The sequence below is a fragment of the Paenibacillus sp. OT2-17 genome (assembly GCF_009827695.1).
Taxonomy (GTDB): domain Bacteria; phylum Bacillota; class Bacilli; order Paenibacillales; family Paenibacillaceae; genus Paenibacillus; species Paenibacillus polymyxa_B.
Genome location: NZ_WUDQ01000010.1, coordinates 1 through 20,979, shown reverse-complemented (window position 1 = coordinate 20,979; position 20,979 = coordinate 1). Strand labels below are relative to the sequence as shown.

Annotated in this window: 23 protein-coding genes, 1 pseudogene and 1 riboswitch; of the genes and pseudogenes, 12 read left to right on the top strand and 12 right to left on the bottom strand. The window is 44.8% G+C overall.

The window, feature by feature from the left end:
* Positions 1–102 precede the first annotated feature (102 nt).
* Entirely contained in the window at positions 103–1,152 is a 1,050-nt protein-coding gene (locus GRP75_RS04940) for a hypothetical protein (RefSeq protein WP_160788743.1), read from the bottom strand.
* Positions 1,153–1,276: 124 nt separating this feature from the next.
* Here GRP75_RS04940 and GRP75_RS04935 point away from each other — a divergent pair, with 124 nt between their 5' ends.
* Both GRP75_RS04935 and GRP75_RS04930 read left to right on the top strand, forming a co-directional pair.
* Entirely contained in the window at positions 1,277–1,669 is a 393-nt protein-coding gene (locus GRP75_RS04935) for a VOC family protein (protein ID WP_160788742.1), read from the top strand.
* A gap of 118 nt (positions 1,670–1,787) precedes the next feature.
* Entirely contained in the window at positions 1,788–2,600 is an 813-nt protein-coding gene (locus GRP75_RS04930) for a pentapeptide repeat-containing protein (protein ID WP_076161108.1), read from the top strand.
* Between the two features lie 315 nt (positions 2,601–2,915).
* Here the strand turns inward: GRP75_RS04930 and GRP75_RS04925 are convergent, their stop codons facing one another.
* Positions 2,916–3,269 (bottom strand): YunG family protein, encoded by a 354-nt coding sequence (locus GRP75_RS04925; RefSeq protein ID WP_160788756.1) that lies wholly within the window; start codon positions 3,267–3,269, stop codon positions 2,916–2,918.
* 57 nt (positions 3,270–3,326) lie between these two features.
* The gene (locus GRP75_RS04920; RefSeq protein WP_069290786.1) at positions 3,327–3,872 is read right to left on the bottom strand and encodes a histidine phosphatase family protein; all 546 of its coding nucleotides are present in this window, start codon (positions 3,870–3,872) and stop codon (positions 3,327–3,329) included.
* Positions 3,873–4,013: 141 nt separating this feature from the next.
* Between GRP75_RS04920 and GRP75_RS04915 the strand changes: the two genes are divergently transcribed.
* Positions 4,014–4,763: an MBL fold metallo-hydrolase gene (locus tag GRP75_RS04915; protein WP_160788741.1), complete on the top strand. Its 750-nt coding sequence runs from the start codon at positions 4,014–4,016 to the stop codon at positions 4,761–4,763.
* A gap of 99 nt (positions 4,764–4,862) precedes the next feature.
* On the opposite strand, the gene GRP75_RS04910 is transcribed toward GRP75_RS04915, so the two are convergent.
* Entirely contained in the window at positions 4,863–5,369 is a 507-nt protein-coding gene (locus GRP75_RS04910; protein ID WP_025723771.1) for a PTS sugar transporter subunit IIA, read from the bottom strand.
* A gap of 304 nt (positions 5,370–5,673) precedes the next feature.
* Here GRP75_RS04910 and GRP75_RS04905 point away from each other — a divergent pair, with 304 nt between their 5' ends.
* Complete coding sequence (locus GRP75_RS04905; protein WP_025723772.1) at positions 5,674–6,033, top strand: winged helix-turn-helix transcriptional regulator; 360 nt, start codon at positions 5,674–5,676, stop codon at positions 6,031–6,033.
* 9 nt (positions 6,034–6,042) lie between these two features.
* Here GRP75_RS04905 and GRP75_RS04900 read toward each other — a convergent pair.
* Both GRP75_RS04900 and GRP75_RS04895 read right to left on the bottom strand, forming a co-directional pair.
* Positions 6,043–6,594: pseudogene (locus tag GRP75_RS04900) on the bottom strand (NAD(P)H-dependent oxidoreductase).
* A gap of 170 nt (positions 6,595–6,764) precedes the next feature.
* Positions 6,765–7,271, bottom strand: a complete 507-nt coding sequence (locus tag GRP75_RS04895) for a YwhD family protein (protein WP_028542596.1) — start codon at positions 7,269–7,271, stop codon at positions 6,765–6,767.
* Positions 7,272–7,395: 124 nt separating this feature from the next.
* Here GRP75_RS04895 and GRP75_RS04890 point away from each other — a divergent pair, with 124 nt between their 5' ends.
* The 4 genes from GRP75_RS04890 to GRP75_RS04875 all read left to right on the top strand — a co-directional run bounded on the left by GRP75_RS04890 (position 7,396) and on the right by GRP75_RS04875 (position 11,977).
* On the top strand, positions 7,396–9,408 hold the full coding sequence (locus tag GRP75_RS04890; RefSeq protein ID WP_160788740.1) for a M1 family metallopeptidase: 2,013 nt from the start codon (positions 7,396–7,398) through the stop codon (positions 9,406–9,408).
* An 11-nt stretch (positions 9,409–9,419) separates the two neighbouring features.
* Positions 9,420–10,247, top strand: a complete 828-nt coding sequence (locus tag GRP75_RS04885) for a hypothetical protein (protein ID WP_160788739.1) — start codon at positions 9,420–9,422, stop codon at positions 10,245–10,247.
* A gap of 276 nt (positions 10,248–10,523) precedes the next feature.
* Positions 10,524–10,661: riboswitch (cyclic di-AMP (ydaO/yuaA leader) on the top strand.
* A 5-nt stretch (positions 10,662–10,666) separates the two neighbouring features.
* On the top strand, positions 10,667–11,167 hold the full coding sequence (locus tag GRP75_RS04880; protein WP_025723776.1) for a C40 family peptidase: 501 nt from the start codon (positions 10,667–10,669) through the stop codon (positions 11,165–11,167).
* 303 nt (positions 11,168–11,470) lie between these two features.
* Positions 11,471–11,977: a GNAT family N-acetyltransferase gene (locus tag GRP75_RS04875; protein ID WP_068939352.1), complete on the top strand. Its 507-nt coding sequence runs from the start codon at positions 11,471–11,473 to the stop codon at positions 11,975–11,977.
* Between the two features lie 78 nt (positions 11,978–12,055).
* On the opposite strand, the gene GRP75_RS04870 is transcribed toward GRP75_RS04875, so the two are convergent.
* Together GRP75_RS04870 and GRP75_RS04865 are read right to left on the bottom strand one after the other, a co-directional pair.
* Positions 12,056–12,355 carry a 4a-hydroxytetrahydrobiopterin dehydratase gene (locus tag GRP75_RS04870; RefSeq protein WP_007428083.1) on the bottom strand — a complete coding sequence of 100 codons (300 nt, stop codon included), beginning with the start codon at positions 12,353–12,355 and terminating at the stop codon, positions 12,056–12,058.
* A 117-nt stretch (positions 12,356–12,472) separates the two neighbouring features.
* On the bottom strand, positions 12,473–12,766 hold the full coding sequence (locus GRP75_RS04865) for a hypothetical protein (RefSeq protein WP_028542600.1): 294 nt from the start codon (positions 12,764–12,766) through the stop codon (positions 12,473–12,475).
* A gap of 187 nt (positions 12,767–12,953) precedes the next feature.
* Here GRP75_RS04865 and motA point away from each other — a divergent pair, with 187 nt between their 5' ends.
* Together motA and motB are read left to right on the top strand one after the other, a co-directional pair.
* Complete coding sequence (gene motA, locus GRP75_RS04860; protein WP_013308185.1) at positions 12,954–13,748, top strand: flagellar motor stator protein MotA; 795 nt, start codon at positions 12,954–12,956, stop codon at positions 13,746–13,748.
* Entirely contained in the window at positions 13,741–14,568 is an 828-nt protein-coding gene (motB, locus tag GRP75_RS04855; RefSeq protein ID WP_025723781.1) for a flagellar motor protein MotB, read from the top strand. Before motA ends, motB begins: the two co-directional genes overlap by 8 nt.
* A 135-nt stretch (positions 14,569–14,703) precedes the next feature.
* On the opposite strand, the gene rluF is transcribed toward motB, so the two are convergent.
* Together rluF and GRP75_RS04845 are read right to left on the bottom strand one after the other, a co-directional pair.
* Positions 14,704–15,405: a 23S rRNA pseudouridine(2604) synthase RluF gene (rluF, locus tag GRP75_RS04850; RefSeq protein WP_028542602.1), complete on the bottom strand. Its 702-nt coding sequence runs from the start codon at positions 15,403–15,405 to the stop codon at positions 14,704–14,706.
* A gap of 51 nt (positions 15,406–15,456) precedes the next feature.
* Positions 15,457–17,733, bottom strand: coding sequence for a PAS domain S-box protein (locus GRP75_RS04845; protein ID WP_160788738.1), 2,277 nt, complete (start codon positions 17,731–17,733; stop codon positions 15,457–15,459).
* A 328-nt stretch (positions 17,734–18,061) separates the two neighbouring features.
* On the opposite strand from GRP75_RS04845, the gene tadA reads away from it, so the two are divergent.
* Together tadA and GRP75_RS04835 are read left to right on the top strand one after the other, a co-directional pair.
* Positions 18,062–18,562: a tRNA adenosine(34) deaminase TadA gene (gene tadA / locus GRP75_RS04840; protein ID WP_053324343.1), complete on the top strand. Its 501-nt coding sequence runs from the start codon at positions 18,062–18,064 to the stop codon at positions 18,560–18,562.
* Between the two features lie 60 nt (positions 18,563–18,622).
* Positions 18,623–19,189 (top strand): GNAT family N-acetyltransferase, encoded by a 567-nt coding sequence (locus GRP75_RS04835; RefSeq protein WP_160788737.1) that lies wholly within the window; start codon positions 18,623–18,625, stop codon positions 19,187–19,189.
* Between the two features lie 115 nt (positions 19,190–19,304).
* Here the strand turns inward: GRP75_RS04835 and GRP75_RS04830 are convergent, their stop codons facing one another.
* Complete coding sequence (locus GRP75_RS04830) at positions 19,305–20,381, bottom strand: hypothetical protein (RefSeq protein ID WP_160788736.1); 1,077 nt, start codon at positions 20,379–20,381, stop codon at positions 19,305–19,307.
* Positions 20,382–20,580: 199 nt separating this feature from the next.
* Complete coding sequence (locus GRP75_RS04825; RefSeq protein WP_025720032.1) at positions 20,581–20,736, bottom strand: small acid-soluble spore protein P; 156 nt, start codon at positions 20,734–20,736, stop codon at positions 20,581–20,583.
* Between the last annotated feature and the right edge of the window lie 243 nt (positions 20,737–20,979).

The window sequence follows — 20,979 nt, the reverse complement described above, 5'->3', positions numbered from 1 at the left end:
CCTATGCGGGACATCAGCCCGCGGACTGGGCGAATCCCCATATCGCCGCCAAACTCCGCTATTTCGTCCTTTTACATCAAAAATTCTTATTTCCTGTTACGATTAACTCCCTTTCTGAACATGCTCCAGCTCAATTTCATGCACCATTTTAATCTCGACTCGTTTCCTTAGCTCATAATACCGTTCCAGCAGTCGGTGCTCAACCCCCAACTGTTCATTCATCCAGCCTATAATAGAGTCATCGTGATGTTCGTTAGACCAGCTAAACAAATCGCTATATAGCTGACCAAATGATTCCTCATTGCTGCGAGCGAACCGGATCGGTCGGGCTGTATAGCTTAGCTTGAGTTCCAACATCTCATATAGCACGTCCAAACGATATTCCAATGCCTGTACATCTTCTTTGGATGCATCGTAGCTTTTTATATCCTGAACGAGCTCCCTAAAGGTTAGCCCTACATGCTGCATAGCAAAATAAGACCACACACAACTGCCTGTAGCCGTTCCATGAGCCTCCCAAAACGGATTCCACAGGATAGAGCGAATCGTATCCTTCTGCCCTTCTCCAAACAATGCTATTCCAGCAATAATTCCTGCATTACAGTCTACGGAAGCATGTTGCTCTCCCCAATGTACCAATCGCGGAATCATATCTTCAGTCGTGCATTTAAAGCTTAACAGAGGTAAGAATTCATTAAACAAATTTTGATCCAACACTTTTTCCAATTCAGCCGCTAGTTGTTCACGATACGGTTCGCATGGAAGATGTACCAGTCCCAAACAGGCATCCACAGACGCAACTCCATATGGCCCATTCACCAAAGCGACAAGATCAGCAGCAGCCTCCACATAACCCAAATAACCTAGCACATACAGCACACCGTCAGGTATATGTTCTGGGGATGCCTGATTTTGAACGTAACGCTCGTACATATCCTGCGCCAAAGTAACATCCCCGCATCTCATGATCGGCTGGAGGAGTAACCCCCGGATATAATGATGGGGATCTTCTACAAAAAGCCTGTATAACTCCCAAGCATCCTCCATGGTCCCATATTGGACAACCACATCCGTATAAGCGGAAATGATGGTGGCGTCCAGCTTCTTGCCTGAGCTGAACATATCAATAAGCCTTGCTGTCGCGTCCATCATCCTGTTTTCCCCTTTCCCATGTTTGCATACCTTTCTTTATGAAGCACTTCTCCACTGTTGAATATTTCTATTAAAAAAGAGGAAAGATGTTATCATCTACGATCCAGTCTAGGGAGTTGATCTCATGCAAGATTCCAGTCCAAAAATTACAACATTTTTCATGTTCTCAGGTCAAGCAGAAGAAGCCATGCAATATTATACCTCTGTATTTAAGCCGTCTGGTATTATGAGCATTTTTCATCAGGAAGATGGGACCGTGTTACATGCCGTATTCAACCTCAAAGGGCAGACTTTTATGGCTATAGACCAAAATCATCACAACAAACACCCTTTTACCCCAGCTCTATCGCTATTCGTCACTTGTGATTCGGAAGAAGAAATCCATAGCGTGTTTGACCAGCTATCTCAGGAAGGCCGAGTTCTAATGCCCCTTGAAGCCTCTCCCGTAAGCCAACAATTTGGGTGGGTTGAAGATAAATACGGAGTCTCATGGCAATTGAACCTGGCAAAAGACTAAATTTCTTCTCTAAACGATCCAGCAGACTCTAGAAGTCTATGAAAAAACAATAGACCATGCTCCATCTTTTTTTGGTAATATTACATTTAATAGGTGCCAGTAAAAGGATGTGTGTTTATTGTATAGTGCAAATTGTGAACAATGTTTTGGTTTATGCTGTGTAGCCTTACCCTATGCAAAATCAGCTGATTTTGCTTTTAATAAGGATGGAGGAACTCCTTGTCAAAACCTAAATGCGGATTATCGTTGTGATATTCATAAGAATCTAAGAAACAACGGCTTGCGAGGCTGTACGGTATATGATTGCTTTGGAGCAGGTCAAAAAATTTCCCAAGTTACATACAACGGAAAAAGCTGGCGAGACGACCCGGCAATAGCTGAGGAAATGTTCAGTATATTTCCCATCATGCAACAGCTTCATGAAATGCTTTATTACCTAAATGAAGCCCTTAACTTAAAAGAAACTCACCACATCTATACAGACTTACAAAAAACTATGGCGAAAATCGAGCAGCTTACGAATCAAGATCCAAAATCCCTCATAGTTCTTCATCTACCAACCCATAGGGCGTTAGTCAATGATTTACTTTTACAAACAAGTGAGTTAGTACGAGAAAAAGGTAAGAAAAACTTAGAGCGCAATAAATATAGTAAAAAAATCAGGAGTAGAGACCTTATCGGGGCAAATTTGAGAGGCGCCAATCTTAGGGGTGCCAATTTGAGAGGAGTTTTACTTATTGCTGCTGACCTCCGAGAAGCCGATATGAGAATGACCGACCTTATCGGTGCGGATTTTAGAGACGCTGATTTAAGTGAAGCTAATCTGGAAGGAAGTATTTTCCTTACACAAGCGCAATTAAATTCGGCTAAGGGCAATTGTAAAACCAAACTGCCCCCTTCTCTAAGCATTCCCGGCCATTGGCTGCATTAGTTTTTTTCTAAAGAAACATTGCTTACCTACATGAAAAAGAAATAGACCGCCCCGATCCAAGGTAACGGTCTATTGTTGGACCCTACTGCCGACTGCTCTTAAAGCAGTGGTTGTATACTGGAGTCGTGTTAGCGCACGACTCCTTTACTATTCTTACCTCAGTATAGCTCATTTTATAACGTAAATACAGCTTTTATCTTCAAAAATTTTACTGATTACTCAGCTCTTTAACGTATATTCGGCAACAAAAAGTACCTTCCATTGGATCAGGTTCAAAAATCACGTCTTTATGACTGCATCCAGATTTAAATCCCCTTATTCTTCTTCGTTTAGAAATTCCTTTAATCTCTGACTTAAGGCTGCATACTGCCCTGCATTGGTGTCCGAAAAAGCCTCCTCCCGGTTGGAGTATACATCCTGATACTGTGGAGGGATTGAAAATTGCGACCTCGTAAAATCTATAATGTCCTCACCAATGCGGTTGTAATAATGCCAGCCACTATCCAGCCATGTCCTCAAAATATCGCCGCCAAGCCTGTCCTGAACGACAAGCGCTGTGACACCACATTGTCCAGCCGCAGGATTATTTGCTGTCCATTTAGAGCTAGACTCCAAAGACCAAGCTTGAAACAACGCCTTTTCTAATTCTAAAAAACGGTTTGCATTCAACATGCGCCTCCCCTTTCGATTCCATTCTGCACTTATGGTGAACGTGCTTTATTTATTTCAACCCGTATTCCACACTCTGTGAATCTTGGCTTCTGCTTCTTTCAGTTCTAGCAAATACACGTCGGGATTCGAAAGCTTTTTCCAGTCCTCAAACCCAAACTGCGGATCGTAATGTCGAATGAGAAGAGATAGTAAAGCTCCATGAGTTACAATGATAACCGTTTTTTCGGCCCGCTCTATAAGCTCCTGAACAAGCTGGATTCCTCGATCTACTGCTTCACGGGATGATTCCCCTCCCTCCAGTTTCAAGTCCTCGTCCAGATAGGTCTGTTCCAGCACGTCCAGCCAATGATCCAAATGCTCATGGCTAAGTACCCGTTCTTGGAGACGTACATCAGTATACACCTGCAACTGTTTCCGTTCAGCCAAGGGCTGAATGGTTCGCACGGCCCGTTTCCACGGGCTGGACACAATATATTCCACACCTACATTCTCCATAAAATCAACCAACTGCTCAGCTTGTCGGGTACCCTCATCGGTAAGTCGGGCATCTGGTTCCTGTCCTGTTGCTTGGGCATGTCTGACAAAATAAATTTTCTTCACGTCATCACTCCTAACTGTCACACAAATTTAAAATTCTACATATTTACAAAAAATTATTTTTATGATATAATATAGGTTTACATATTTAGATTTCATGATACGATTCCTTTGTATTACATCAACTCTTATGGGAGGGATTCGATGCAATTAGACAAGGGAATACACATACTCCAGGTTTCTGCTAACATCATGGGAAGTATAGAGAGTATTCACCCCACTTTAATGTGGGACGAAGATAACATAATTTTAGTTGATACGGCTTACCCCGGGCAACTCTCACTTTTACATGAGGCTATTCTAGGCACCGGATTAGCAATCCATAAACTTACCTCCATATTAATAACACACCAGGATCTTGATCATATCGGCAGTTTAGCAGATATAATCCGGGCTTCCTCATCCCCAGTTCAAGTATTAGCCAGTTCTATCGAAAGGCCTTATATACAAGGAGAAAAACAGCTTATAAAGCTGACTCCAGAAGCAATAGACCAAGCTGTAAGCTCCATGCCCGAATCCGTTCCGGTAGAATGGAGACATGCATTCCGGCGTACACTTGAAAATCCCCCAAAGGCTATTGTAAACTCCACCATCGTTGCCGGAGAGGAATTACCCTTCTGTGGGGGGATCGTAGTTATAGATACTGCTGGACATACACCAGGACACCTAAGTTTCTATCATAAATCCAGTCAAACCCTGATTGCAGGAGATGCTCTACGCGTAGTAAGCAGCAAATTATTGGCTCCAGACCCGCAATACTGCTGTGATTTCAATATGGCCAAAGAATCTCTTAAAAACCTGCTGCCTTATGATATTAAAAAAGTGATCTGCTTTCATGGAGGGCTGTACGAAGGCAATTGTAATCAGCGGATATCTGAAATATGTGAATCCTAGCTTTTGATCACATGATCATGCCCGATCCTTGACCGATCAGAGAATCATCTAAAGAAAAGACTAACCAGGAATTCCTGGTTAGTCTTTTCTGAATGAGAACTAGGCTTTTAAGTGGACTCTTAATACGGGTACTTCTGAAGAGGCAGATGTTCCTTCCAAGATCTCCACATGACTGATCATCTCTTGCCCGTCTGGAACGATTACCGGAGTAATTACAGGCAATCCCCCCTGTTGAATCGCGTCTAGATCAAACTCCATCAGTAATTGCCCTGCTTTAATGTTATCTCCTGTTTGAACGTGAGGGTTAAACCCTTGTCCTTTGAGGGAAACTGTATTAATCCCGACATGTATCAAAATTTGTACACCAGATTCATGCTCAATGATCAGAGCATGCTTACTTTTCTCCATCACGTGGACGACTTTACCCGTAAAAGGAGCAGTCACTTTACCTTCAGTCGGATGAATAGCGATGCCTTCCCCCATAGCCTTCGTAGAGAACGCAGGATCTGGAACCTCTTCAAGGGAAACCACTTTTCCTTTGATTGGTGCTACCATGTCGAATTCTTCAATACGAGGAGCCGCCTTCTTTTTCAACCATTTAAACATAACGATGCCACCTTATTTAGAGATTACATTCATAAACAGTGAGTAGGACTTAACTACATTTTTCAAGGAACCGGTTCCACAAAATGAATAAAAAGAGGAGTGGAAGCGATTTCTATCTGAATTATAGTGAATGCCTTTCCAGGATGTCAAGATGCTTCTCTCCGTTTCTAGAATCACTCCATTTAAAGATACAGAAACATTTTATAGCGAGCATACTTTACACCCTTTCACTAAAATTGCATAATGATCAGTTGTAAAGTATGCACATTCATATTATATACTTACCTAAAGGAGAGTGTAATTTATGAGTGAACCCTGTGTTCCGTCTGGCGTGGTCCTAAAAGACACTGGCTTTGGATATACGTTGTCCTTAATAAGCGGTAAATATAAAATGATCATTATATATTGGCTTTTTGAAAATAAGGTTATGCGACATAACGAGCTGAAGCGAAGTATCGGTACCATTTCCTTCAAAACACTAAGCATCATGTTAAAAGAGCTAGAGGCAGATGGCCTTATCATACGCAAGGAATTTCCCCAGATCCCTCCAAAAGTTGAATATTCACTATCTAAACGTGGCCTTTCTCTCATTCCATTATTAAATATGATGTGCGAGTGGGGAGAGGAAAATGGTTTGCCAGCTCTGGAGGACGGACAGCAATAGACATTCCTATTACAGGCTGTCAATAAAATTCAAATAATCTCGTGCGCTTTTCTCCAATTCGCTTTCGGACGTACCAATCTCATTTTCGCCAGACTCTTTTTCTGTACCATAAAACGCAAAGAACGAACGATAATCTGCATTGCAATATAGGAAGGTTGTTTCAAAAGGAGATAATAGCTGCTCAAGTGTATGGCGATATCTTCCTTATTCACTATAATCTTCTTTTTTACTTCCGGCAGATACTGCTAAAGCAACCTTACGATTCTTTAATTTGTCACCTCCATTTGAACCATGAGCCCAGCCATAAACAAAAACATCGTCAAGCCATTTTTTAAGGAGAGGCGGACTGTTAAACCAATAAACTGGGAACTGTAAAATGAGATTGCTATGTGATTCAATGAAGTGCTGCTCTTTTTCCACATCAATGTTCCCGTCAGGGTAAACCTTATGCAATTCGTGGATAGTATACTTTTCTGGATATTTTTTGAGTTCTTCTACCCATCGCCTATTTATGACAGATGCCTCGATGCTTGGATGTGTAACGATAACAAGAGTTTTCAAAGAATTGTCCTCCTTAAGTATTATTTATTTTTGAGTATAAAGTGAGCGCTACAAATATGTAAGTATGCACTTTCAGGACAACTACTTACTAAAAGGTTAGTGTCAACTCAGATAAATAAAAAAAGCAGCCCACAGAAGTGGCTGCTTTTTTTACTGCGTTAACGCTGGGCCTATCCTTCCAGCGCCTGCTTCAATTCCTCAGGCGAAGCGTCCCACCATTCCTCGTTATGCGAAATTAGCAGGCTTTTAAGCGCTGCTCTATCTTCGCTGCCGAGATCATCCAGCATGAAACGACGCTTGAGCGCGTAATCCATACGGTTGACGTGATCGGCGAGGATTTTCCAGCCGCGTTTGGCTTCGTCGTCAATCAGCATCTCGCAGGCGGTGGCGCCGCCGTACATACGTCCTTCGGGCGTACGATCCACGGCTACCCATACGAGCCATACCTGCCGTCCATTCGGTACATCCTCTTTATTCGTAGAGAACTTGATACCACGTTCTACTTTACTTTTGGCATGCATGGCACCGATATCAATTTTCGCTTCTCCTCGGTCAATGATGACCGGGGACATACTGTTCAGGTCGATTGAGCCTGCGCCGAAACCCTTATGTTTACTCTTGCCACTGACAATGTTCAGTGCAATCTGTTTTTTGCCGTCCGGCTGATTTTCACTCATGCGTCACTAGACCTCCATTTTCCGTCTTCACACTCATTCTACACTATAAATATTTTAACTAATAATCTCCTGAAAGCAAACATATACATGCTGTAGATGCTTGTCAACGGGAGGTATCCATTGTATGACCCCAGCACGCACTAAAATCGTTTTATTGTCTACACTAGCCCTCGGTCTCCTCGCAGGGACGTTATGGTTTGCCTGGCAGCCCCAATCGCAATCCGACCCGCAGTCCATAGGCCAACCACTATACGGCTCTCTGTCTGAGTCTGCGCTTGCCCCAAATATGGGCAAGCCTCTAGGGGCAAACATCCTGCCTGACCTGCCCAAGAACCCTCCACAGCCCGCTACAGAAATCCTCAGCAAACGGGTGGTAGAGTACCACATTGATGTGTCTCTGGAAAAAGGACAGGTTTTGCGAGGCACTGAGACACTGACCTGGAGGCATCCGGGCAAGAAAACCGTGAATGATCTGTATCTTCATCTATACCCGAATGCCTTCTCTTCCATGGAAACCACCTTTATGAAGGAATCCGGTGGAAAGCTGCGCGAAGACACCATGCCCAAAGACGGCTTTGGCTCCATGACGCTGACTGAACTAAAAACAGAAGACGGTTTATCTCTCATGCACCGCATCCAATATGTGCAGCCAGATGACGGTAACGCAGGCGACCGTTCGCTCATGAAGGTGCGTCTACCCAAGCCGGTACGAGGTGGCGAAGAAATCACATTATATATGAAGTTTGAGGTAAAACTGCCCGCCATCTTCGCTCGTATGGGTGCGACAGATGATTTTGTAATGGCAGGACAGTGGTTCCCGAAGCTCAGCGTCTACGAGACTGCAGGGCAGCGTGGACGCGCCGAAGAGGGCTGGAACCTCCACCAGTATCATGGTAACTCCGAGTTTTATGCCGATTTTGGAATTTACAGCGTACGGATTCGGGTGCCTGAAACTCATATCGTAGCAGCGACCGGATTTCCCACCCGTGGTGCCGTCCGACAGAACGGCCAAAAAATATATCAATTTTATGCCGATGATGTACACGATTTTGCCTGGTCCGCTTCACCCAACTTTGTAACCGTAGAAGAACCCTTTTCTTCTGCTGAAGTCCCTGGTGTCAAAATCAAGCTCTACCTTGACCCGTCGCACAAGGAGCTCAAAGGGCGCTATATGAGCGCAGCGAAGGCCGCTCTTTCGTACTACAGCAAATGGTACGGGCCTTATCCATATTCCACCCTAGCCATCGTGGTTCCACCCAAATCAGGCAATGGAGCCGGCGGTATGGAGTATCCGACACTCATCACAGCCGCTGCTGCGGGTAATCTAAATCCTGGCTATAGTCTGGAACGAACATTAGTTCATGAGATTGGACATCAATATTTCTACGGAATGGTAGCCAATAACGAATTTGAGGAGCCGTGGCTGGATGAAGGCTTCACCTCCTATGCAGAGGAGCGGCTTATGGAGCAAGAATATGGGCTTACCCCCAACTTGCCATTACAATCGGGACAGATAGCCTCCCCACAGCCGCTAAACCGCGAGTCATGGAAGTACGGCTCGGCTGCTGAGTACGCGCAAAACGCCTACTCTCGAGGCAAGCTGGTACTACGGGGCATTGAACGTCAGGTGGGTATGAAAAAAATGGATCGGATTATGCGGACCTACGTCCAGACGTACCGATTCAAGCATCCATCCTCCCAGGATTTTCAACGTATCGTGGAGAGAGCCACCGGACGCTCATGGAGCCACTATTTTGAACAGTATGTATATGACGGCCAGATGGCGGACTTTTCGGTGGATCATATCACGAACCAAAAGCTGGAGAATGGATATGAAGCAGTCGTGACGGTCAGCAAAAAAGGGGCGGATTATCCCAAGATCCCTGTCCAATTTACCTTCAAGGATGGTACCACGATATTCAAGGCTTGGGACGGCGCGGGCAAAAGCACAACTTTTCGGATCAAAAGTACTTCTCCCGTTTCCTATGTAACCCTTGATCCTCTATATACCATTGCACTGGAGAACAAGCACATTAACAATAGCCTAAAAGCCGAATTGGACGAAAAGCAACAAACCCGTTGGAATGTAAGTGTAACCAAGCTGTTAGAAACACTGCTTGGAAGTCTGTCATGGTGAGGTGTCTATAGATGCGGACTGTTATAAAAGAGGGCTGGGCGCTGGTGCGCATACGATTCTATATCGTTATCATTTTATTTCTGTATCGACTACTGTGGGGGGTGTTTCTCTATCGGCTGGTGCAGTCTGCCGTTATCCCGCTACTGCTCCGTTATCCTGATCAGGGTCAAAACGAGCTGGGACAGACCTTGTTTTGGATGGAGAGCCAGATTGCTCTGATGGACAGCCGGGAAGTACATGTGTATTTGTGGATACTACTAGGGGCGACTGTACTACGCATACTGATCACTCCCTTCATTAGAGCCGGAATATATCAAAGCCTGCATACCGATGCGACTGAACCGCAAAGCCTGTCCTTTTTCAAGGGTATGAAACGCCATGGCATGTCGTCGTTGTTGTATTACACCATCGAGTTGGGACTGCTGCTGCTTCCCGCCTTTTGGGTAGTACCGAGACTCTACCCTATTGTAGCAGGAACGCTTCAATCTCCCTCTTACCTGCTTCATTTGTTGCCCTATGCCATGGGGTGGATGGCTTACGGATGGTTCATTCGGCAGTGCATCCTGTATATGCAACTGGGGACTGTCGGTGGTCACGCCATACTATCGTCCCTGCTCGCCTTCTTTCGCCAGCTCCTCCCAGCTGTCGGTATATCTCTTTTGCTCGGTGCTTGTGTGCTGCTGGTCTTCGGTCTATTTGGCACCATAGCGATGATTTGGACTGGTATGCTGGCGCTCATTCTCCAGCAATCGTATCATTTTGTTACTAGTCTGGTCAGGCTGTGGCATATCAGTTCGCAGTACAGACTATGGCATACCGATATCTCCAGTAGAAGCTAAGCCCTGCCTTTATGTTTTTTACTTCATTTCCGTCTGTCGAAAAATCTTGATTCATATCCGCGCAAACGACACATAACTGAATACTGTTAACAAGATCTGTTCCTGGGACATTAGGAGCAGATTTTTTTTGTAACTTTTTGCAATGAAACATTTGCCAAAGCCAGCCGTCTTTGTTACAATAATCGCAGTGAACTGATAGTAACAACTTTGTAATCTTTATTGTAACCTTTATCTCAAAAATAACGTTATTGTGAATACTGCTCTCCAAGGTGCACATCTTAAGTTAAGCCTAATTCCTGGCACCTAGGAAGCGGGGGAACCAGTTTGGGTGAATTGATCTCGCAACAGAGTGGTCATAGGGGAACCTTCTACCGAATCCTTAAGCTAACCTCGCAGGCATTGGAAGGGGTATATTTTTTTTGAAGAAGAAGCTAACGATCGCAGCTATGGGTCTTGCCATTGCCTTTACATCTTTTACATTCGGTGGCGGCAGTGCATATGCAGACTCTAAGATGGACCAGGTCATTCAAGATGCCAAAGGAACGAGCTACAGAAGCGGAGGCACTACACTCGAGGGATTCGATTGCTCCGGCTTCACAATGTATGTATTCAACAAACTGGGAATTAAACTTCCGCATCAATCCGGATCACAATTCAAAATGGGATCTTCTGTATCCCGCGATGAAATGAGACCTGGAGACCTGGTGTTCTTCAACACCACAGGAAGAGGCATTTCTCATGTAGGTATCTTCGTAGGTGAAGGGAAATTTGCCCACTCCTCGACTTCACGTGGTGTAGTAGTTAGCTCACTGAACGAAAATTATTACGCTAACCGCTATGTCGGTGCAAAAAGAATTATGAGCACAGACGCTTACCATTCTGTAGCTTCAGAAATTCCTGATGACGACAACGTAGAATAACTAACGCACAGCAAGCTAACCTTAGCCGCAATTTGATTCTGGCCGGAATCAAATTGCGGCTTTTTATGTCCACAACATCAGCAATTATTATCATTACTGACGAACTGAAGCCTCAAAAGGTTTCAATTTTAGCGAACATCGTCGGTTTTACCGTCAGCGCTGGGGGAGCATATGAGCAGTAAATCCTTCTTATTGAATGTATACCCGACTTGAGTATGAAATAAACACGCTTGCCATTCCCCTGCAACTTGTCTACAATCTGTTGTTAATGATTGAAGTACCTGTAAAAGGAGGATAGAACACATGCCGGCCTCAATATCCAACTATCGGATCGTACCGATGGACGAGCATCAAGCGGCTGCAATCTGTGAGTGGCGCTATGATCCACCTTATAATATATACGGTTGGCTCCCCTGGGAACAAATGAAGGCGCTTGAAGTCGAATTTGGAAGTCCCACGCTTCGCCAAGAGCAATATGTTGCCGTACTGGATGAAGAGAATAAGCTGACGGGATTTGCTCAATATTTTCCTATGATCGGTGTGACCCGGCTAGGTCTTGGAATGCATCCTGAAAGATGCGGACATGGCAAAGGCTCTGATTTTGTCCGTGCCATTGCAGAGGAAGCCCAACGACGCAACCCGAAGAATGAAATTGATCTAGAGGTACTCACTTGGAATGGGCGCGCTATCCGGGCTTACAAGGCGGCTGGATTTGAGCTTACAGATACCTATGAACGCCAGACTCCCGATGGCAAAAAACCGTTTTTTTGTATGGTATATCGTCCCGAGCACCAAACCCAGGTTCTATGATAAAAGCGCCTTCGGCATACAACCGCGATGTTGTATAGCGAAGGCGCTTTTATCATCATACGACAGATCATTACAAGCTCAATGACTGCTGCGCATTTTTTCAAAAGCTTCATTATATTGTTGGGCTTCCTTAATATCCACGGCCATAATACCGCCGTCGTCCCAAGAGGTCAAACGCAGAGTCACGGTCTTGTAATCAATCGTAATAAATGGATGATGATTGAATGCTTCAGATATAGCGGCAACTTCATCCACGAATGCAATCCCTTTCATAAAACTGGAAAAATTATATTTCCGAACGATCCAACGTCCTTCCTCCAGTTCCCAGCCCTCCAGTTTCTCCAGATGTGCTTCAATCTCTTCTTGTGTAAAAGGCATGTTACGAACTCCTCCCCGTTTATACGGAAGCCTTTCGACCGCTTAAATACGGCCAAAACTACGATATATTGGTGTACATATTACCACGGCCCCGTTGATAAATCCATAAGACGGACCTCAAATCAATGGGACTGACGTCAGCTCCTCGTCTCCAATGAGTACATAGATACGATGCTGCTCCGGCTCATAGATCACAACGCCACTGCCTACAGTGATTATGGGCTCTGTACCCAGTGCATAAAATAAGTCTTCTGCCAAAGCTTCATTGACTTCCTGGCGTCCCGCCGGGTCCAGCCTGTCCCAATCTTCTGCTTCCATCTCAAAAAATTCATAGCTGTCTGGGATGCGTCCCACAGCCTCTGTCAAATCGTTCAAAATTTGTTCATACTCACGCCCATGCTTTACTCCCATGCCATTTCCTCCAATGGTTCCGCCATTCAATACATAATCACCTTATTATACCGGAAATTCGCACTTAACAAAAAAGAGAGTTTTGTCGATAAATACTATAATCCGTCTTGTAATGACGCGCTTGGGGCAAGGACGACCCCGGCGGCATGAAAGGATTCAAAATCTATTCTCATGGATGAGGTGTATCATGCAAATTTCAACCATTATCGGACTTGTGCTCGGGATTATGTCACTGGTCGTCGGGATGATCTTAAAAGGCGCTCCGGTCGTCAATCTGGTCAATAATCCCGCTGCTTACATGATTATTTTCGTCGGAACGGCAGCGAGTATATTTATGGCCTTCCCGATGGCAGAAATCAAACGGATTCCGAAGCTGTTCAAGGTTATTTTCACCGAACAAAAACTGTTAGACCGCAAAGAGCTCATCGGTACGTTTACCGAGTGGGCATCCATTACCCGTCGTGAAGGTCTGCTCGCCTTGGAATCTAAGGTAGAGGAAATCGACGATCCCTTTATGCGTGGCGGCATGCGAATGATTATTGACGGAAATGATCAGGAATTCGTACGGGACGTTCTGATGGAGGATATCAATGCTACCGAGGACCGACATCGCTCTGGCGCGCTGATCTTCTCTCAAGCTGGTATGTACGCTCCAACGCTCGGGGTACTCGGTGCGGTTGTAGGTCTGATCGCCGCTCTGGCCGACCTTAGTGACATGGAAAAGCTTTCTCATGCCATTGCAGCAGCCTTCATTGCGACGTTGCTCGGTATTTTTACAGGTTATGTCCTGTGGCATCCGATGTCCAACAAGCTCAAACGGTTATCCAAAAAAGAAGTGGAGCTTAAATTAATGATGGTCGAAGGTCTGCTTTCCATTCAATCGGGGATATCGACGATTGCCATCAGTCAGAAACTGACGATCTTCCTGACTCCGACCGAACGGGCTACGATGACCCAGAAGGATGGCGATTCCAGTGAGTAAAAAGAGACATGAACCGCATGAAGAGCATGCTGACGAAAGCTGGCTGTTGCCATATTCCGACTTAATGACCCTTCTGTTGGCTCTTTTCATTGTCTTATTCGGTATGAGCTCGCTCGACGCCAAAAAATTTGAAACTATGGCTCAATCCCTGAGTGCAGCTTTTAGTGGCGGCACTGGCGTGCTGGATCACTCGGCCGCGAATCCGTCGTCACAATCCATGGATATGGGCAAAAATAAAGAACAAGTATCACAACCCTTAAAATCGAAGGCTACTTCTACCTCTGAACTGCAAAAACAGTTGGCCCAGCGGGAAGAAGAAGATTTAAAAAAACTTAAAAAACAAATGGATCAATACATTCAAAATAACGGCCTGACCCCGTTGCTGAATACCAAGCTGAACCAATCACAGCTGATGATCACCATTAGTGATAATGCCTTGTTTTCATCCGGGCAGGCCGAAGTAAAGCCGGAAGCAAGAAAGCTGGCCAAGTCTATTTCTAGTATGCTTCAGCAGTTCCCTGGCTATGATGTTATCGTATCGGGTCACACGGATAATGTACCGATCTCCAACAGCCAGTTCCCGTCCAACTTTGATTTGAGCGCCAAGCGCTCTCTGAATTTCTTGCGTATCTTGTTGCTCAATCCAGATCTCGATCCAACCAAGTTTGTATCCATCGGTTATGGCGAGTATCGTCCATTGGCAAGCAATCAAGATGGTCAAGGACGCTCCAAAAACCGTCGTGTTGAAATATCTGTTCTCCGCAAATATCAGAACGGGACACAAGTCATCAGTCCTACCTCAAGCTCGAGTGAAGGTTGATTATGCATATGTTATATGAACAAAGGCACCGCCGCATTTTTATGCAGCTGGTGCCTCTTTGTTTATGCTTCCTGTACTTCTGGCCCTGTCAGGTACACGATCATACGCTGTAGGCTATACGAAACTCCTCTGGCATTAGCTAAGCGTATAATCGAGCATCTGGCCAAGCTCCTGCTTCTCAGCCTCTGTCAGATCACGCCAGGCACCTTTCTGAAGGGACCCCAACCGAATATTCATGATTCGCAGCCGTTGCAGTTTTTTTACTTCATAACCGAAGGCAGCACACATACGCCGGATCTGACGATTTTTCCCTTCAGTCAGGATAATACGGAATACATACTCAGATACACGCGTCACCTCACAAGGTAGCGTTCGCTGGCCGAGTATTTTCACCCCACTGGACATGCCCTGCACAAAAGATGGTATGACAGGGCGATCCACTGTTACGATATATTCTTTCTCATGCTTGCCTTCTGCCCGTAAAATCTTATTCACAATGTCTCCATCATTGGTAAGTAAAATGAGACCTTCCGAATCCTTATCCAGGCGTCCAATCGGGAATATCCGCTGCGGGTGCCCCACAAAATCAACAACATTGCCTCTAATGTGGCTCTCCGTTGTACTTGTAATGCCCACCGGCTTGTTCAATGCAATATAGACGTGATCGGACTTCTCGCGCAGTGGCTTGCCGTTCACGCGAACATCATCGCCTTCCTCCGCTTGACTACCCAGCACGGCCACTTCGCCGTTAATCGTCACGCTGCCGCTCTCTACCAGCTTGTCCGCCTCCCGGCGCGAGCAAAAACCGGTTTCGCTGATAAACTTGTTAATGCGCAACCTGTGTACCCTCCATTTCTACTAACACACTTCCTCCTGCGCCCCTGCCCGTTACTCCGGCTTGGCAATCGGAAGCTGCACCAGGGCTGTCGTTCCCTCTCCCTCTGTGCTTTCAATATCCAGTGTGCCTTTATGACTCTGTATAATACGCTGGCTGACCATAAGTCCTAGTCCTGTCCCTGTTTCTTTGTTTGTGAAAAAAGGTTCTCCTAGCTTGGACAGCATTTCTGCAGGAATACCCGTTCCCTGGTCCCGTATGAAGATTTTAACGCTTTCTCCCTCCAAGAACAAATGAATCGTGATGATACCACCTTTACTCATAGCCTCCATGCTATTTTTAAGTAAATTAATGAATACCTGTTTTAACTGATTTTCTTCGGCGTATACCAGGGCAGGCTCGTCCGTGACCTGAAGATTGAATACAATGCCCAGCAGATGCGCCTGACTATCTAGTAAAGAAATCACATCGCTCACAATATAGCGAACATCTTTTTTCTGAAAATGCACCGCCTGTGGCTTCGCCAGAATTAAAAACTCGCTTACGATCAAATTAATGCGATCCAGCTCAGACATCATAATATCGTTGTGTTTCATATTCAACACTTGATTTTGCTGCTGTAGTTGGAGAAAGCCACGTAGCGTGGTTAGCGGATTACGAATCTCATGCGCTACGCCTGCCGCTAGTTGTCCGACGGTTGTCAGTTTCTCTGATCTGCGCAACAGCTCCTCCATCCGGTTGCGACCCGTGATATCACGCGACACGCAGATAAACCCCAAAATCTGGCCTTCTTCATCCAGAATAGGAGACGTGCTCATACTAATCTCTACCGTACTTCCATCCTTACGCATTCTAAGGGACTCACTTGATACGATGCTCTCTCCCTGAAGCAGGCTCTTCTTCTGAAATTCATACTCCTCCTGTTGCTGCGGAGGTACAAACTCCAGCTTACGACCAACCAACTCTTTCTTGGTCCAGCCGTACAAAGCTTCGAAGGCATGATTGACCCGAACGACACGATCCTCTTCATCAGTCACATGAATCGCATCTGCTGTCTGATTAATAACCGATTCCAGATGCTCCTTTACAGAACGGTTCTCTTCATACATTTGTTCGAGTCTTCTCGTATACACCCCCAAATTGTAGGCCATCGCATTGATGCGCTCACCCAACTGTGCAAGCTCATGACCACCCTTGATTTCTAGCCGTGTATCAAAATGACCATCAGCCATCTCGTTCACTTTGCCCAGAATCGACTGAATTGGACGGACAAACAGACTGGCAAGAACATAGCTTCCAATGATCACAACCTCTAAAAGGACAATAGAAATGGCAATTAAACTAATCAATTGCTTGGAAATAACAGAAGTGATCGTATCATAATTCATAACAATACGGATAACATAGGCATCACGGTTAGCCGGATAAAAAGGTATGTAACTGACGAGAACCCGTTCGCCTTTAATATAGCAGTCTTGTACAATACTCTCCCCCGAGATGATAGCCCTGGACACGGCCAAACGATCCTCCTGCACTCTCGTTAGTTGATACGTGCCGAATTGGATCGGTTTGTTGTACATGTAATAGTATTTCCAGTCGTTCCCGTTCTTGTCCATCGTAGCGCCACCAAAGGTTGCAGGGTTAATTCCTGTAATCTCCATGATGCGATAATCCACTTGTTGGGTTTGCTTTACGATCTCATCGGGACTCAGGATGGTTATGAAATTTTGTACTGAAGTATCCTGAAAGGAAATTCGAATTAAGTAGTTACGTTTTTGGTCATAATAAAATCCCCATTTATTAATATGTGAGGAGTCTGAACCCGTGTAGTCAAATGATCCGGTCCAAAAATGATTCAGTTTCTGACCTTGCGCCATTGCAGCCTGTCCATGCTCATATAATTGGTCAACTGCATTTTTCCAATGCCCGGTCAATGGATCGGATGGCGTTACTTCTTTAGGATCGGAGGATTTGACAACCTTATACCCCTGCCCGTCTCGAATCATCAAAGAAATATTAATATCCCTGTGGAGTGTGGCTATCTGTTGAAGCTGTTCCTGCTGAATATTTCGGATGTCAGGATCGAGCTGATTGGCAGCCAACGTGGCAGAAAGCCACAGATTATATCCGAGCTGTTTGTCAACGGCCTCCCAGCTATGTTGGGTTTGTTCGATAGCTCCTCCGATAATTTTAGCGGTCAGAACCATTTTAGTTTCACTGTCACTTCTTAGATTTTCGTGGGTCGTGTAATAATTGAGTGCGATGTTTAACAACAGGATAAACAAGACGGACCCCGACAAAATGATCGTTATTCTGATTTTTATCGACACACTGATTTCTCACCTCTTGCCGTATGCTGGCGATTACTGGCAATTGCTAACTCAATGATACCGTAATAGCGCCTCTGATACCAGCATTTACATTTACCGGATATACATAAATACACACCTTGTGTACAGTATTGTCAATAGACGGGCGTTTGCCTACAATATAATAAGATAATCATCCACAGGTAGTCCACAAATACACAGATTTTATTATAAACTGTGGATAAACCTGTGGACAAGTGCCATGTTATCCACAATTTTATTCACATCATGTTAACAACGGAATATTTGTTCGTTGGATAATTCCGCGTTTGAAAGGAGCATTTTCCCAGTGACCACCATGGATCACGCCTATTGGATGAAAGAAGCCATTCAGGAAGCATATAAGGCAGAAACGTTAGGTGAAGTCCCCATTGGGGCTGTCATCGTAAAAGATAATGAAATCATCGGTCGCGGCTACAATTTGCGCGAGACGGATGCTGACCCAACCGCACATGCAGAGATGGTTGCCATTCGTCAGGCCAGTGAGCACTTAGGCGCTTGGCGCCTGCTGGATTGTAGGCTGTATGTCACTCTGGAGCCGTGTCCAATGTGCGCCGGAGCCATTGTTCAATCACGGGTTCCCCATTTGATATACGGAACTACAGATCCCAAGGCAGGCTGCGCAGGCACGCTGATGAATTTATTACAGGAGCCTCGGTTTAATCACTGTACAGAAGTAACTAGTGGTGTACTGCAGGAGGAATGCGCCTCGCTGCTAACGAGCTTTTTTCGGCATCTCCGGCAAAAAAGAGCGGCAGCCAGATTATCTCCTCCCCCATCCTCATCCTGAGGGGGAAAAGTCCAAAACACTTCATCTCATTGCTAATTCCCCATGGAAGGAGACCAACCCATGCCTATGAGCTTGTATAATACGCCTCAAGGTATCTTTTTACGGCCATTTAGCTTGGCGGATAGCGAAGCCCTTCTCGCCCTTAGGCACCGTAATAGGGATTCCCATGCGCCTTATGAGCCGCTTTACGAGGATTCATTTTTCACATTAGAGAAACAGCAGGATTATATCCGTCAGAAATTGCGTCAGGCCGAAGAGGATCGAGGTTACGTGTTCGGTATCTTTCTCTTAAAGGAAGAACGGCTCATCGGTTATATCTCTATTTCCAATCTAGTACGTGGAGTTGGACAATTCGCTGATATCGGCTACATGATGGATCATCATGAACAGGGTAAAGGGCATATGACCGCTGCCTTAAAGTTGATCATACAATATGCCTTTCGTGCCTTATCTCTACATCGTCTCCAAGCGGGTACCCTTTTGCATAATGATCCCTCACAACGTGTATTAAAAAAATGCGGCTTCCAGCCAGAAGGCATTGCTCGCAAGCTTATACAGATTCAGGGCGTATGGCAGGATCACCAGATGTTTGGACTTTTGGCTGAGGATGACGTGTGGCAGAGCTAAATGACTGCACAGGGACAACATTAACAGTAAACAAAAAACCGCCCGGCTTATGCCGAGCGGTTTTCTTACATCATATACGAAAAAAATGATGTTTTGCAATCATGTCATCCCATAATTAAGGAGCAACAGTTTGCATTTTTTGTTGCAGTTGTTCCATAGTCAGGACTTGATCACCTGTTGGAATACCCACTTTAAATGCTGCTTTAGCATTGATTTTGCTGTATTGCGTGTAGCCTGTTACGGACAATTTCACATTGTCTTTTGTAGCCGGATCATTCATCTCTACATTCGCATTCAGGTCTTGATACACAGGAATGTTATCCTTGTTCAAAGCTGTGTTAATGTCAAATTGTTTCACCGTCAAATAGTTTTTCAACTCATCCAGCTTTTTGCTAACTTCGCTGGTGTTGGATTGCAGTTCTTTCTTCGCTTCAGCCAGCTCTTCCTTCTTCACTTGAAGCATGCCAGCATATTCATCTTTAGACATCACATCAAGGACTTTAGGAAGCGCCTTAGTGATAAATGTATTGGTCGCTTGCTTCACATTGTCGTTCGTTATTTTGAACTGAACTACTTGTTTAGCTTCAACGCCTTGTGGCAATTTAGCGTCTTTAGGATCAATATCAAAGAAGTACGTAGCTTGATCATACTCGTTCATAATAGCAGCAATCACTTCATTCGCAAATTTCTGCGATTTTTCCTGATCCATGGCTGCAGGATTAAATTCTTGTCCTGATTGTTTAGCCAGTTCTTGTGGATCAATGATCAGGAATTTACCTACAACATCCTGTGGAAGCGGGTAAAATGGAATATTAGGAATTTTAACGTACAGTTTATCTTTAGTCATTACCATTGGAATCGTGAAGCTGGTGGAAAGATCACCTTTCAAATGAATGCCGAGCGTCATTTCAGATTGGAAAGGTTCTTTTTGGTATACACCATCCAGCGTAATATCAGCATTTTTCAGCATGCTAGTTACCATTGCACTTTGCTCACTTGGAACAGAAGCGGATGTAATGGTCAGTTCCTTAATCGTGAATTGACTTTTGGATTCATAAGAGTTCAACTTCATTGCATTAGCTGTACCGGTAGTAACAGCTTCCTTCGGTTCTAACTTCTTGCTACAACCTACCAGGGCTACCGTCATAAGCAACACCATAGTGAGTACCAAGACGGATAACTTTTTACTCATTGTGTAGATTCTCTCCTCTCGTATTTAACCCCTTTATTTATGCTAACAAAAAAAATACACACCCTCTATTTTAACTCATATTCTCAAACGGCGAAACACTTATTGGAAAATTTTCTTACAATAAGCACAAAGACACCCTGGCTCTCTAACCAGGGTGTCTTACACTATGCAATATATTTTAGGAGAAAGGTCTGCCTGCTTATGAGCCTTCTCTATTATGGTGATCCACGTGATTCCGCTGTTTCACCTTCTTGGAACCGGATAACGGCTCCTGCTGATGACTACGCTCACGCTTTTCGTTACTTCCACCAGAATCCTGTGCTTCGGGAACAGGAATGGCTTTAGGCTTGCTCATTTATGCATCCTCCATTCTCAGTCTATATTTTTGGTACATCAACGAATCCGTTTATTACCATTAAAAATAGGACTATAGATGGTGTAGATCTTCCGTTTTATCGTGATTTAGTGAATCCTGATGACGGCGATCATTACGATCCTGCTGCACTTGCTGTGCCTGATGACTATTAACTGGACGTTGCTCCAAATCATCAACAATGTTAGACAGGTTTTTATCCAGTCCGTTTTTGGCTTTTGTCAT

What these genes read in the sequence shown, in the direction of transcription:
- GRP75_RS04870 (WP_007428083.1), bottom strand. Translation starts at nt 12,355, where the DNA reads ATGCCTTTTACACAAGAAGAGATTGAAGCACATCTGGAGAAACTGGAG.
- GRP75_RS04905 (WP_025723772.1), top strand. Translation starts at nt 5,674, where the DNA reads ATGAGTGAACCCTGTGTTCCGTCTGGCGTGGTCCTAAAAGACACTGGC.
- GRP75_RS04940 (WP_160788743.1), bottom strand. Translation starts at nt 1,152, where the DNA reads ATGATGGACGCGACAGCAAGGCTTATTGATATGTTCAGCTCAGGCAAG.
- GRP75_RS04910 (WP_025723771.1), bottom strand. Translation starts at nt 5,369, where the DNA reads ATGTTTAAATGGTTGAAAAAGAAGGCGGCTCCTCGTATTGAAGAATTC.
- GRP75_RS04890 (WP_160788740.1), top strand. Translation starts at nt 7,396, where the DNA reads ATGACCCCAGCACGCACTAAAATCGTTTTATTGTCTACACTAGCCCTC.
- GRP75_RS04830 (WP_160788736.1), bottom strand. Translation starts at nt 20,381, where the DNA reads ATGAGTAAAAAGTTATCCGTCTTGGTACTCACTATGGTGTTGCTTATG.
- motA (WP_013308185.1), top strand. Translation starts at nt 12,954, where the DNA reads ATGCAAATTTCAACCATTATCGGACTTGTGCTCGGGATTATGTCACTG.
- GRP75_RS04835 (WP_160788737.1), top strand. Translation starts at nt 18,623, where the DNA reads ATGCCTATGAGCTTGTATAATACGCCTCAAGGTATCTTTTTACGGCCA.
- GRP75_RS04915 (WP_160788741.1), top strand. Translation starts at nt 4,014, where the DNA reads ATGCAATTAGACAAGGGAATACACATACTCCAGGTTTCTGCTAACATC.
- GRP75_RS04865 (WP_028542600.1), bottom strand. Translation starts at nt 12,766, where the DNA reads ATGGGAGTAAAGCATGGGCGTGAGTATGAACAAATTTTGAACGATTTG.
- GRP75_RS04825 (WP_025720032.1), bottom strand. Translation starts at nt 20,736, where the DNA reads ATGAGCAAGCCTAAAGCCATTCCTGTTCCCGAAGCACAGGATTCTGGT.
- GRP75_RS04895 (WP_028542596.1), bottom strand. Translation starts at nt 7,271, where the DNA reads ATGAGTGAAAATCAGCCGGACGGCAAAAAACAGATTGCACTGAACATT.
- GRP75_RS04875 (WP_068939352.1), top strand. Translation starts at nt 11,471, where the DNA reads ATGCCGGCCTCAATATCCAACTATCGGATCGTACCGATGGACGAGCAT.
- GRP75_RS04885 (WP_160788739.1), top strand. Translation starts at nt 9,420, where the DNA reads ATGCGGACTGTTATAAAAGAGGGCTGGGCGCTGGTGCGCATACGATTC.
- GRP75_RS04935 (WP_160788742.1), top strand. Translation starts at nt 1,277, where the DNA reads ATGCAAGATTCCAGTCCAAAAATTACAACATTTTTCATGTTCTCAGGT.